Origin of the sequence: Paenibacillus sp. BGI2013 (assembly GCF_002843485.1) — a bacterium.
Lineage (GTDB): Bacteria > Bacillota > Bacilli > Paenibacillales > Paenibacillaceae > Paenibacillus > Paenibacillus amylolyticus.
The window spans coordinates 378,395-391,336 of the sequence record NZ_PJFA01000003.1; the positions used below are offsets into that span (position 1 = coordinate 378,395).

Consider the following 12,942-nt stretch of genomic DNA (forward strand, 5'->3'; position numbering starts at 1 on the left):
TTTTTGTCTTTTTTTTGGAAAGTTGAGCTGAATTTCGTGTTATAATGGTTGCAATTGTCACAGTGTCAGTGATGAATATCGGACTGAAGGGGAGACTGCTGGATTATGAGCGCAATGGACAAGATGTGGCTGTCATTGGTGGCCATCCTCATTATGGGACTATCTGTATTCCTGATTACGTTTGCTCGTGCCAAAACAAAAGGTATTGTACGGGGGATTCTTTCTCTGATTGCATTTTTGATTATGCTGATTGGCTTGTTCGGTGGAATCGCTTCTCTGACCTGATTTCCCATGCCTGAAGGATAACATCCGCATAAGCACATCATAAGAACTGACACAATGAACACGGATGAGGGGAGTGTGAGCCTATGGGGCCGCATGATACGGAGGGTCGGACAGAGCGTTATCCGGAATTACACGCGGCTTTGCTGGAAACGGCCAAAGCCTGGAACACACAGCCACAGACATGGTTACTTGGAGGAAGTTGTGGGTTGCTGCTTCAAGGAGTGGAGTTGCAACAGGCTCCGAGAGATATTGATATCTATGCGGATGTTGCTGCTGCTAAAGAACTTCACCGTAGCGCTCCGGGGGGAATGCTTGACGAGCCTACAGTGGATAAGACAGGACCGTATGCTTCTCTGCTGAGCCACTATCAGGTGGGTGAATGTGCGCTGGAACTGGTTGGTGGTTTCGAAATATGGGCTCGCAAAAGTTGGTACCGTATTGAGATTGAACATGTACTTGCTCCGCATGCACCAGTAGCACAAGTGGGTTCATATAGCCTGCGACTGATGCCGCTTGCGCATGAGCTTTTGTTTAATCTGCTACGAGGTCGTGAAGATCGTTATGTCCCCATTGCGAAACAGATGCGCGAGCAGCCAGATGCACATCAACCTATAATGATGCTGTTAAGTCAACAGAATGTCTGGACAAGCCGCTTCAGAGCCGAAGTGGAAGAGCTTGTTGGCTTTACATGGCCCCAGTAGGTTGAGGGAGGAAAATGATGGACTATAAAGTTACTTTTTTACCTATGAACAAATCGATAGTGCTCAAACCAGGGGCAACACTTCTGCATGCAGCACGACGTGCTGGAGTCAAGATTACGACCCGATGTGATGGCAAAGCGGCTTGCCTGATGTGCAAAGTGAACGTGGATGAAGAACATCGGACGGAACTGTATCCACCAACAGATGCAGAAAAGCGCAAGCTAGGTTCACTGTTGGAAGCAGGTACACGACTGTCCTGTCAGGCCAAGGTGTGTGGATCTCTATCGGTTCATGTTCCAGAGGACCCGCTGAAGGCAGCCATTCGGAAACAACTGGAACGTCAACAACAGGAAGACGACTGGTTCTGAGCGTTATGACATTGATTCTCTAATGAGTTATTCAAGGAGGACACGAATGATTAGAAACAAGCCAAAATGTGTGGAAGGAAGCAGACGGCAGCGTCTGAAACATCAGACGGGCGGTCTGCTGTTATTCCTGTTGTTTGCTTTTACAGCAAGTGGTTGTATGTATCCATCCCAGAGCAATTCAGACCCTAAGATAGCCTATCGGGAAAGCGTGAGCCGCATCCAGAGTGCGGTCGAGGCATTTCAGCAAGATGAGGGGATTTTGCCAATCATCAATGCAGATATGGAAACGCCAAAATATGAGAAGTTCAGAGTGGACCTGCCCAAGTTGAAACAACTGGGGTATCTGGATGAAATACCGGGGACTGCTTTTGAAAGTGGTGGGAGCGCTTACTTCCTTATTCAGGACGAAGAAGTGAATCCGACCATTAAAGTGATGGATCTTCTGACCGTACAGAAAGTAAACGATGTGCAACGATTGGTTAATCAATATAAGTCCGTACATAACAATAAGCTGCCAAGCGGGGAAGAACTGTATCCGGGGTTATATGCTGTGAATATGGAGCAGGCTGCTCAGGCAGGTACTCCATCCATTACGCTGAATAGTGTATATTCAGGTCAGGCGTTACCGTTTATGATGGATGACGAAGGCAAGGTCTATGTAGATTATGCTTTTGATATTATGCAGGCAGTGGAAAAGTCTGACGTGTCTCCAGCAGAGACTGAAGATGTTCGGGATTTGCTGGTGGAACACTCCTACTTCGTACCTGTAAAATCGGTTTTCTACGCTTGGAAAAATAATGCGCCGGTTGCCCAGCCCATAAAATAAGCATGGTTGCAATTCAAATGATTTAGCTGTATGACCACCATGGCTCTAATGGTTCAAAAAGAGATATTCCAAATAAGGGATATCTCTTTTTTCTTTTGTCAGTATGAGCAATAACCGTCATAAAAGCTTCGCGGATCACATAAAGTAGATTGAAATAAAGACGCGCAGTCCGAGATCGGGGGATTCTCCTAATGTCATCACCTTAAGATAAAAAAACAAAAATACGCGTCATATTGCCGCATACGGATACATAAGATGATACTAGTCCAATTGCATGTACGAGTTAACGCCGCTCTCGCCGGTTTCATCAGAATGCAACGTTCGGCGGCGGACGACTTCCGGGCACTCACAAAGGCGGCTCTACCGTTGCAGGGATTTCAGTCTTCTGATTGAAAAAACGAAGCGGATGCTCTTTAGCATTTTTCCTTCGGAGTAATTTAGGGAGGGGATTTCATTGGAGAAAGTGGACATTTTTAAGGACATAGCTGAGCGGACCGGAGGGGATATTTATCTCGGGGTTGTCGGCGCAGTCCGGACGGGAAAATCAACATTTATTAAACGATTCATGGAAACCATTGTGTTGCCAAACATCACTAACGAGGCTGACCGTGGTCGAGCGGTGGATGAACTTCCACAGAGTGCAGCAGGTAAAACAATCATGACTACCGAACCAAAATTCGTACCAAATAACGCAGTCCAGATTAAGGTGGCAGAAGGACTCGATGTCAATGTGCGCCTTGTGGATTGTGTAGGTTACGCGGTGGAAGGAGCCAAGGGATACGAGGATGAGAATGGTCCACGCATGATCTCCACGCCTTGGTTCGAGGAACCAATTCCGTTCCAGGAAGCCGCCGAGATTGGTACTCGCAAAGTCATTCAGGAGCATTCCACACTGGGTGTTGTGGTAACAACAGACGGCACAATCGCCGAAATTGCCCGCAGTTCCTATGTGGAATCCGAAGAACGGGTCATTGCGGAATTAAAAGAAGTGGGTAAACCGTTTGTACTGGTCATCAACTCTACTCGTCCTCGCAGTGAAGAAGCCCTGCAATTGCGCAGTGAGCTTGCTGCCAAATACGATATTCCGGTGATGACACTCAGTGCAGCGACCATGACGGAAGATGATGTGACGGGTGTACTTCGTGAAGTGCTCTATGAGTTCCCTGTGCATGAAGTGAATGTAAACTTGCCGAGCTGGGTTATGGTACTCAATGAGACTCACTGGCTGCGTAGCAACTACGAAAATTCCGTACGGGATACCGTTAAGGACATTCGCAGACTTCGTGACGTGGATCGGGTTGTCGCACAGTTCATGGAATATGAATTCATTGATCGCGCAGGCCTGAGTGGCATGAATATGGGGCAAGGTGTAGCCGAAATTGACCTGTACGCGCCGGATGAACTGTATGATCAGATTCTCGTGGAAGTGGTTGGCATCGAGATTCGCGGTAAGGATCATCTGCTGCAATTGATGCAGGAATTCTCGCATGCGAAGAGAGAATACGACCGCTTCGCAGAAGCGCTGGAGATGGTCAAAACGACCGGATATGGCATTGCTGCTCCATCTCTCGCCGAGATGGCTCTGGATGAACCTGAGCTCATTCGTCAGGGCACCAAATTTGGCGTACGTCTGAAAGCAACGGCACCGTCCATTCACATGATCCGGGTTGATGTAGAATCTGAATTCGCACCAATTATCGGTACGGAGAAACAAAGTGAGGAACTGGTGAGATACCTGATGCAGGACTTCGAGAACGATCCGATCAAGGTATGGGATTCAGACATGTTTGGTCGTTCACTGCACTCCATCGTGCGAGAAGGTATCCAGGGCAAGATTGCCATGATGCCGGATAATGCAAGATACAAATTGCAAGAGACGCTGGGAAGAATCATTAACGAAGGTTCGGGCGGCTTGATCGCTATCATTCTGTAAAACATCAAAAGACCGTAAGGGGGCATCCCCTCGCGGTCTTTTTTATATGATTTCTTTATTTTGGATGAAATGGATAGGAAGAATAGTTCTTTCGAAAAAACTTAGCGAGTTTTAGCTTTAAATTGCTAAAACCCATTTACATACTAGGGATTAGCCGTTATATTAATATTCAACTATTGTGATCGAGATCACAGAGAGTGGACAGGGGGATACAGAGATGAAAAGAAAAGAGACTAAATGGGTATGGTTGAGTGTGTTATTAGTATTTACATTGGCGCTGTCCGCTTGCGGAATCAAAAAAGAACCGGCAGCCACTCCGGCTTCGGGCGCATCAGATGATACACCAAAAACGGAAGCAGTTACAGGCCCTCTAAGCGGCAAACGGATCGCACTTATTATGGAGTTTAATACAGGTACTTTCTCGCAGCAATATGTACAGGGTGTAAAAGAAGAAATCGAAAAATTCGGTGGAGAACTGACAACGTTTGTTGCCGATAATGACAAAGCAAAAATGGTATCCTTGCTTGATAGCGCTATTAACCAGAAATTTGATGCCATTCTCACGGATCATGGGGATTCCCTATTAGAGCCAGGCGTGAAGAAGGCAGTAGAACAGAATATTCCAGTGGTCGTGTTTGACGCAGCTATCAGTGTTCCAGGAGCCACATTCCTGTCGCAGGATGACCAGAAGATGGCTGAACTGACGCTGGAGCAAATGAAAAAAGATATCAATGGACAAGGTAATATTGTCAAAGTATGGGTAGCTGGTTTCGCACCGATGGAACGCCGTCAGATTGCATACGGTGAATTCATGAAAGCAAATCCGGACATCAAGGAAATAGCTACATTTGGTTCTGCACAGAATCCGGCGCTGGATACACAAGCCAAAATGGAAGCTATTCTCAAGCAATATCCTAAAGGTGAGATTACAGCTGTATGGACTGCATGGGATGAGTTCGCCAAAGGTGCAGCACGTGCGATTCAACAAGCTGGACGTGATGAGATCAAAGTGTATGGTATCGATATGAGTGACGAGGATCTGCAAATGATTCAGGACCCGAAAAATCCTTGGGTTGCTTCTGCGGCTGTGGATCCAACAGATATTGGTCGCGTCCAGGTACGTTATGCTTATCAGAAATTGAACGGGGACGAGACGGAAGATGCAGTTGTTCTTAACCCGGTCTATGTTCAACGCGAAGCTCTGCCGGATAAACAAATCTCCACTTCGGAGCTGTCTGAGTTCGTTGAAGGTTGGGGTGGCAGCACACAAGGAATCAAGGACTGGATGAGTGAATACGGAATTACTGCTAAATAAGCAGCGTAAGGGAAGCGCGCCGCAAGGCGCGCTTTTTCCACCATAATGAAGATGATGTGCAAGTCTGGATGAGAAATGGGATACTCCCGTATGGGAACGATTGGAGGTTAACATCATGAGCACTGCACCGATTCTGCTTCAAATGGAACATATCCACAAGCAGTTTTCAGGTATTCCTGCACTGAAGGATGTGGATTTCTCTGTAAAAGGTGGGGAGATTCATGCGCTGCTGGGTGCCAATGGTGCCGGTAAAAGCACGTTAATGAAAATTTTGTCCGGTGCCTATCCATTGGATCAGGGAACGATTCAGTTAAGTGGACAAGCGCTTCATTTGAGTTCTCCGGGAGACGCGAAGGCAAGTGGGATTCACTGTGTCTATCAGGAAGTGGATGCGGCACTGGTGCCACAGCTGACGGCTGCGGAGAACATTATGTTGGATCAGTTGGCTTCATCTGCTGGAGGTTGGTGGAAAAGTCCACGGAAGCTGCAACAGCGCGCGGTTGAGGCATTGAAGCAATTAGGGGCGGACATATCCGTTCACCAAAAAGTGGCCGATCTGACACTTGCAGAAAAACAGATGATTTTGCTGGCACGGATTTTGATTCAGGATGCCAAGGTCATCATTTTTGACGAGCCTACTGCACCGCTGAGTCAGGAAGAAACGGATGCATTTTTCCGTATTGTACATCTGCTGAAGGAGCGGGGCGTAGCCTGCATTTTCATTACCCATCGTCTTGCGGAAGTGACGGGTCACTGTGATCGCGTTACGGTTATGAGAGATGGACAACATGTATTTACTGGTGAAGCAAAGGGACTGACGATCAATGATTTGGTTACTCAGATGTTAGGCAAACCATTTGAAGAAGAATTTCCAAAGACGGAAGCGCCCGTGGGGGAACTGCTTTTGGAGGCGCGTGGGCTTCGTCGTGGAGTGAAGGTTAAAGGTGTTAACCTCTCTGTAAGCCGAGGTGAAGTCCTCGCTGTGGTGGGTCTGGTAGGCGCGGGTAAAACGGAAAGCTCTCGTTTGCTGATTGGTGCAGATCGGCTGGAGGGAGGCGAGATCCGGCTTAACAACCGTAATCTCCGCCTATCTCAGCCTGCGGATGCGGCGGCTCTGGGGATTGTTTCTGTACCGGAGGAGCGGCGTAAACAAGGAATCCTGATTCAGGAGAACGTGGAACGAAATTTAAGTCTACCTTTGCTAAGTCGTCTTAGTACATTAGGTTTCGTAAGCCGTAAGAGGGAACGTCTAAACGCAGAGTCATTGGTGAAACAGCTTGGAATTAAAACATCGTCCGTGAAACAGGAAGTGAAATATCTAAGCGGTGGTAACCAACAAAAGGTAGCCATTGGTAAATGGCTTAATGCGGATGCGGATGTATTTATATTTGATGAGCCAACCAAAGGCGTAGATATTGGGGCAAAAAGTGACATTTTCCGCATCATTAATGAACTGGCTTTGGCGGGCAAGGGTGTAATCTATTTCACCTGTGAACTGGATGAAGGCATGGGAATTGGTGACCGAATCGCTGTCATGTGCGAAGGTGTTATCGTAAAAGAGTTCAAACGAGGCGAGACTAACCAAGAACAGCTGCTATACTATGCAAGCGGTGGACAAGAGGTGCAATCATGAAGGATAAATCACTGGATTTTGCGTTCCGTTACGGGGCGATTATAGTCATAATAGGTGTTATCGCATTTTTCGGCATTAAATTGCCTTATTTCTTTACGTACAGTAACTTGACCGATATTTTGGGCTCGATCTCTATCGTTACTTTTGTAGCGATCGGTGTTACGTTATCTCTCATTGTTGATGGATTCGATCTCTCGGTTGGGGCGACTGTCTCATTAACTACCGTTGTTACTGCTTCGTTAATGATTTGGTATCAACAACCACTGGCAATTGTAATTATTGTGCCACTAATCATTGGCGCTGTTATTGGTTTACTTAACGCTTTGCTCATTGTAAAATTGCGTATTCCGGATTTGCTCGCCACCCTTGCCACGATGTACATTATCGGAGGTATTCACAAAACGTATGCACAGGGATATACCATTTACAATCACATGCAGTTCCCTGATGGGAGCAAAGCTGCGGGAGAGATGGACCCGACATTCCTGCTAATAGGGCAGGGTAAATGGCTTGGTATGCCGATATCGGTTATCATGCTACTTATTGCGGTAATAGGTGTGCATATCTTTTTGACGTATACGAAATATGGGCGCCAGATGTACATTACAGGTGGTAATGAGGAAGCTGCACGGTTGTCTGGAATCAAGGTGAAAAAGGTGCGTACACTCGCCTATGTAGCCGCTGGAGTGTTTGCAGCAATCGGGGGTATCATCTATGCCTCCAAAGTAGGATCTGGGCAAATTGATGCGGGATCACCGTTGTTAATGGAATCCGTAGCTGCAGTATTTGTCGGTTTCTCTGTGTTTGGTGCGGGTAAACCAAATGTCATCGGAACCTTCATTGGTTCGGTTCTGATTGGTGTACTTGTGAACGGTTTAACAATGATGAACGTACAGTATTTCACACATGATATTGTAAAAGGTGGGGTTCTCGTGCTTGCCCTGGCGGTTACATTTTACGTCTTAAACCGCAACCGGACTTGAAATTGTGGGCTGTCTGTATTAGTATGAAATTTGTTCGGCGTCTGAAATGCCCGTGGTTTCAGACGACATTCTGCCGAAAATGACTGTTGACCGCAGGCGGAGATTTGTGTTCAGCGCTCAAGATGTACGTAGATTTTTTGCGTATGAACGTATATTTCGCTATAAAACGGAAACACAGTATAACATTCAGGACATTGATACAGGAGGTGAAAAACAAATGAACAAATCAGACTTGATTACACACGTATCTGAAGCGACTGAATTGTCCAAGAAAGATGTAACGAAAGCGGTTGATGCCGTATTCGAAGCAATCTCTGAGGCTCTTCAAAGCGGAGATAAAGTACAATTGGTTGGTTTTGGGAACTTCGAAGTTCGCGAGCGCTCTGCACGTAAAGGACGCAACCCGCAAACAGGTGAAGAAATCGAAATTCCTGCGAGCAAAATTCCTGCATTCAAACCAGGTAAAGCGCTCAAAGACGGAATTAAATAAGATTTCTACATATTCCATATGTCGACAAAAAGACCGTGACTTGTTCACGGCCTTTTCTTTTGCCCTTTAACGATGATTCTTGCGGTTCATTCGTATAAGGCGCAGGTTGACAAATGAAACAATCTTAATCATCATTAACGCTATCGAACTAAAGAAGGGGACATGCGTGATGGATCATCCAACCGGCAATGATTATATTGTAATTAAGGCAGAGGAAAATGGTGTCCAGGTGATCGGATTAACCCGAGGTCAGGATACACGTTTTCACCACACCGAGAAATTGGACAAGGGTGAAGTGATGTTTGCCCAATTTACCACCCATACTTCAGCTATTAAAATCCGGGGCAAAGCCACGCTGATTACCAAGCATGGACAGATTGAATCGGAGTAATGGACAGATTGAATACATTCAAATGAAGATTGCAGGCATAGCCTGCTTTTTTTCATTGTACAATGAGGTATGAGCCTTTACCGGACAGACTACACTAACAGGTAAAGGCAGGGAGGCGTATATGAAACCGCGGATGATTGTTACTGCTTCAATGCTGGCAACGGTTGCGGCGGTCTTTCTGCTTGTTGCGATACAAACCTTACATATGCGTACATGGGGCGGGGACAACGTACAGCCTGCCTCTGCATCACATCATCCAGTTCAGCTAACGAATGACAATCTGGTTGATGTGCTAAGCTCCATGCAACTATCAACGCCCATTGCAAGAGTGGAATGGAAACAGTCCATTTTGACACTGGACCTCAAAGTTAAAGGCACGGGTACAAGTTACACTGAAATCTATGAGAACATGGCAGCTGTGGCGGATCTTGGCTTTCGGAGTCTGGATAACGTGGATCAGGTGCTGCTGCGTGTGATGGCAGAAGATGAATGGATGCATAAACGACATCTGTTACTTGCTGCTGATATTCGGCGTGGAGAGTGGCCTCTGTATGCGATTGAAACATTACGGAACTGGAAAAGTGCGGCCTTTTCAGATGAATTGAAGGACTGGTTTCATTTGATGGAGACCGAACTGTGGAAGAAGCAATTCGAAATGACAAGTCAGGGGTAATAGAATAGCAGGATTCAGTGCGTGCCCGTTCAACATATGCTATAATATATAAGATTGTAGTGCAGAAAAGGTTTAACAATGTTAAGGCTCGGAGGCTGAGAATGAATTCATATCGCGTACCCCAACTAGCAAAGAAATATACGGATTACGACATGATTCGACAACATACGGAAATCCCATCATTTCCGGATAGCCGAGCACGTCTGTTGCAGGTATTTGTGGGCCGCACAGACGAAAAGGTGCATCAAGAGTTATATGCTCTTGCAACTTCGCTCGTTCAGTTGGCCATGGATACGCATGATCGAATCGATACCATTTCCGGTGAGCGGAAAGAGCAGGAGATGCGTTCACGTCAGTTGAATGTACTCGCCGGGGATTATTTAAGTAGCCGTTTTTATCAATTGCTTGCCCAAGCGGGCAGAATTGAAATGATTGGCAAACTCAGTGGTGCTGTATCCGGAGTGAACGCACGCAAGATGACGCTGTATGAACGGATGAAGAAGCTTCTCGTTTCGGCTGACGAATACTTGCGTGAAACGGTACAGCTGAGAATGCAGCTGTTTCTTTCATTTACAGGCATGATTCAACATAAGGAAGAGTCATTATGGAACAGCCTGTTGACCGAATTCAGCTCCTGCGAAACGATCGTGGAAGAACTGAAGCGGATGAATGACCAACAACAATATCTTCACAGCTATGCATACTGGCACATATACGAGCATGGTAATGACGATGAGCGCAATGTGTTGCGTCAATCTGAATTGGATGCACGTGCATGGAACGCTATGGTGCTGAAGCATAGGGTTGGCGAGGTTTTGCTGGACAAGCTTCGCGAGTGTACACACCGCATTCAACTGTTGTTGCAAGATGAGGAAGGGCGGATGGGCTTGCATGAGATACATGCAATTCTAGAGCCTTACTTGGCATATTTGCAGCCTTCACATGCGGCAGTAAGGGAAGATTGAGGGGGAGACAGACGAATGGGGAGCGGAGAGACCAAACCGAAAGAAGAATATGTCCATTCGGTTTTTCAGAGTATAGCCGGAAAATATGATGTCATGAATGATATTTTAAGTTTCCGCAGGCATAAGGCTTGGCGTAAATTCACCATGAAAAAGATGAATATGTCCAAAGGCGATACCGGTCTTGATTTGTGCTGCGGCACATGTGACTGGACGCTTGCTATGGCAGAGGCAAGTGAAACGGGGCACATGCACGGACTTGATTTCAGTAGCAACATGCTGGAGGTCGGCCAGACAAAGATCAATGCGGTGCAACGTCAAAAACAGATTACCCTGACACAGGGAAATGCCATGTCACTTCCTTTTGAAGACAATTCGTTTGATTATGTGACGATCGGGTTTGGGTTGCGTAATGTACCTGATCTCAGACAAGTGTTGTCTGAAATGAAACGTGTGGTCAAACCGGGTGGTATGGTTGTGTGCCTGGAATTGTCCAAGCCAACATGGCAGCCGTTCAAAGGCATTTATTATTTTTATTTTGAGAAGGTTTTACCGAATCTTGCCAAAGTGTTTGCTAAAAGTTTTGAGCAGTACAAATGGCTGCCGGACTCACTGGCCATTTTCCCGGGAAGGCAGGAACTGGCAGACATTTTTGCAGAAACTGGATTACAACAAGTGCAGGCCTACCCTCTGACCGGAGGTATCGCGGCACTGCATATTGGAACCAAGGAGAATCAGCATGTTTAGGAAAATTCGCATCTTTTTAGAAATGATCAAGATTGAACACACGCTTTTTGCTTTACCTTTTGCATTTATGGGGGCGATCCTCGGCTCCATGGTAGTGAATGATACCTTCCCAAGCTGGATGCAGATCATGTGGGTATTGCTTGCGATGATCGGTGCACGTAGTGCGGCTTTTGGTTTGAACCGAATTATTGACCAAGCGATTGATGGCAAAAACCCGCGTACCGCGATGAGAGCCATCCCGGCAGGACTGTTGAAAAATGGGGAAGTTGTTATATTTGTCATTATCTCATTTATATTGTTATTCTGGGCCTCATCCAATCTTAATGTATTATCGATGCAGCTGTTGCCTATAGCTGTGTTTATGTTGGTACTGTATTCGTACACCAAACGATTCACATGGTTATGCCACATTGTTCTCGGAATGACGATTGGTTTGGCACCACTTGGTGGCTGGGTAGCAGTAACAGGAACGATGGATTGGACAGCGATTGTGCTGTACGTTACGATTGTGTTCTGGACAGCGGGCTTTGATATTATCTATGCATGTCAGGATCTGGAATTTGATCAGGGAGAGGGTCTTCACTCCATACCTTCCCGTTTTGGCCTGGTTAAATCCTTGCAGATCGCTAAGTTCTTCCATGTGATTACTGCAATTGGTTTTCTTGCGTTATTGTTGATGACAGATCTGAGCTGGTGGTATGGCGCAGGCATGTTGGTGACGTATGGAATTCTGTTCTATCAACACTATATTGTATCGCCTAATGATATGAGCCGTGTTCAAACGGCATTTTTTACCATGAACAGTTTGCTTAGTTTAATTGTGTTTACGTTCACTCTGATTGATCTGGCGGTGAAATAAATGGTGCAGCAGCCGGACAATAAACGACTGGTTGTCGGAATTACCGGAGCGAGTGGCAGCATATATGGCATTCGATTAATTGAAACGCTGCTTGATTTGGAATATAACGTTCATCTGGTCATATCCAATGCAGGGTGGCGTGTACTGAAAGAAGAATTGGACTGGGATGTGACGAATCGGGACGCGGTGCTGGAAGAAAAATTCGGCAACCGTGCCGGTTCTCTGATCTATCATCCTGTGAGTGATATAGGGGCCTCCATTGCAAGTGGTTCTTATCTGGCCGACGGCATGATTATCATGCCATGTTCGATGGGAACTCTTTCGTCCATCGCGCAGGGATCGTCGGATAATCTGATGTCTCGCGCAGCGGATGTTATGATGAAAGAGGGAAGAACATTGATTCTCGTACCACGTGAGACGCCTCTTCATGCAATCCATCTGGAGAACATGCTGAAGCTTTCTCGTCTTGGTGTACGAATGATACCGGCTATGCCTGCTTTTTATTACAAACCTCAGACTATGGATGAGTTGATTCTGTTTTTAGTGGGTAAAGTGCTGGATAGCTTGCGCATCCCACATCAACTGTTTACAAGATGGGGAGAACCGGATGAACGGGGATAACGACTGAGTTCGATACAAGGCTGTTTTTTGCCAAAGTGTTGCTCGGTTTATTTGTCCCCCGAATCCCGGGGTATTGGTGAGCACTGATGGTGAGTCTTCATGAACCACAGTCTTGACCCATGCTCCGGCAACTTCTGTATTTTGTTTCAGAACAA

At 46.3% G+C, this 12,942-nt stretch carries 15 protein-coding genes; all 15 read left to right on the forward strand.

Annotation, left to right across the window (positions count from 1 at the left end; genetic code table 11):
• Positions 1–105 precede the first annotated feature (105 nt).
• The 15 genes from CXK86_RS09085 to CXK86_RS09155 all read left to right on the forward strand — a co-directional run bounded on the left by CXK86_RS09085 (position 106) and on the right by CXK86_RS09155 (position 12,787).
• The gene (locus tag CXK86_RS09085; protein ID WP_036607705.1) at positions 106–285 is read left to right on the forward strand and encodes a DUF2768 family protein; all 180 of its coding nucleotides are present in this window, start codon (positions 106–108) and stop codon (positions 283–285) included.
• A gap of 83 nt (positions 286–368) precedes the next feature.
• A complete protein-coding gene (locus tag CXK86_RS09090) occupies positions 369–986 on the forward strand; it encodes a hypothetical protein (protein ID WP_076249997.1) in 618 nt (205 codons plus the stop codon).
• A 17-nt stretch (positions 987–1,003) separates the two neighbouring features.
• Positions 1,004–1,354, forward strand: coding sequence for a 2Fe-2S iron-sulfur cluster-binding protein (locus CXK86_RS09095; protein WP_076249998.1), 351 nt, complete (start codon positions 1,004–1,006; stop codon positions 1,352–1,354).
• A gap of 46 nt (positions 1,355–1,400) precedes the next feature.
• Positions 1,401–2,180, forward strand: a complete 780-nt coding sequence (locus CXK86_RS09100; protein ID WP_101313628.1) for a hypothetical protein — start codon at positions 1,401–1,403, stop codon at positions 2,178–2,180.
• A 454-nt stretch (positions 2,181–2,634) separates the two neighbouring features.
• The gene (gene spoIVA, locus CXK86_RS09105) at positions 2,635–4,113 is read left to right on the forward strand and encodes a stage IV sporulation protein A (protein WP_036607700.1); all 1,479 of its coding nucleotides are present in this window, start codon (positions 2,635–2,637) and stop codon (positions 4,111–4,113) included.
• A gap of 217 nt (positions 4,114–4,330) precedes the next feature.
• A complete protein-coding gene (locus tag CXK86_RS09110; protein WP_101313629.1) occupies positions 4,331–5,428 on the forward strand; it encodes a sugar ABC transporter substrate-binding protein in 1,098 nt (365 codons plus the stop codon).
• A 115-nt stretch (positions 5,429–5,543) separates the two neighbouring features.
• Positions 5,544–7,061, forward strand: a complete 1,518-nt coding sequence (locus CXK86_RS09115) for a sugar ABC transporter ATP-binding protein (protein WP_076250000.1) — start codon at positions 5,544–5,546, stop codon at positions 7,059–7,061.
• Positions 7,058–8,044 carry an ABC transporter permease gene (locus CXK86_RS09120; protein ID WP_017687695.1) on the forward strand — a complete coding sequence of 329 codons (987 nt, stop codon included), beginning with the start codon at positions 7,058–7,060 and terminating at the stop codon, positions 8,042–8,044. The genes CXK86_RS09115 and CXK86_RS09120 overlap by 4 nt, the downstream gene beginning before the upstream one ends.
• Positions 8,045–8,261: 217 nt before the next feature.
• The gene (locus tag CXK86_RS09125) at positions 8,262–8,534 is read left to right on the forward strand and encodes an HU family DNA-binding protein (RefSeq protein WP_024630670.1); all 273 of its coding nucleotides are present in this window, start codon (positions 8,262–8,264) and stop codon (positions 8,532–8,534) included.
• A 169-nt stretch (positions 8,535–8,703) separates the two neighbouring features.
• Entirely contained in the window at positions 8,704–8,925 is a 222-nt protein-coding gene (gene mtrB / locus CXK86_RS09130) for a trp RNA-binding attenuation protein MtrB (protein ID WP_017687697.1), read from the forward strand.
• Positions 8,926–9,046: 121 nt separating this feature from the next.
• Complete coding sequence (locus CXK86_RS09135) at positions 9,047–9,598, forward strand: hypothetical protein (protein ID WP_076209915.1); 552 nt, start codon at positions 9,047–9,049, stop codon at positions 9,596–9,598.
• Between the two features lie 101 nt (positions 9,599–9,699).
• Positions 9,700–10,563, forward strand: coding sequence for a heptaprenyl diphosphate synthase component 1 (locus CXK86_RS09140; protein ID WP_076250001.1), 864 nt, complete (start codon positions 9,700–9,702; stop codon positions 10,561–10,563).
• A 15-nt stretch (positions 10,564–10,578) separates the two neighbouring features.
• Positions 10,579–11,307 carry a demethylmenaquinone methyltransferase gene (locus CXK86_RS09145; RefSeq protein ID WP_036607690.1) on the forward strand — a complete coding sequence of 243 codons (729 nt, stop codon included), beginning with the start codon at positions 10,579–10,581 and terminating at the stop codon, positions 11,305–11,307.
• Positions 11,300–12,166, forward strand: a complete 867-nt coding sequence (locus CXK86_RS09150; RefSeq protein ID WP_076250002.1) for a UbiA-like polyprenyltransferase — start codon at positions 11,300–11,302, stop codon at positions 12,164–12,166. Before CXK86_RS09145 ends, CXK86_RS09150 begins: the two co-directional genes overlap by 8 nt.
• Positions 12,167–12,787, forward strand: a complete 621-nt coding sequence (locus CXK86_RS09155) for a UbiX family flavin prenyltransferase (RefSeq protein WP_017687702.1) — start codon at positions 12,167–12,169, stop codon at positions 12,785–12,787.
• Positions 12,788–12,942 lie beyond the last annotated feature (155 nt).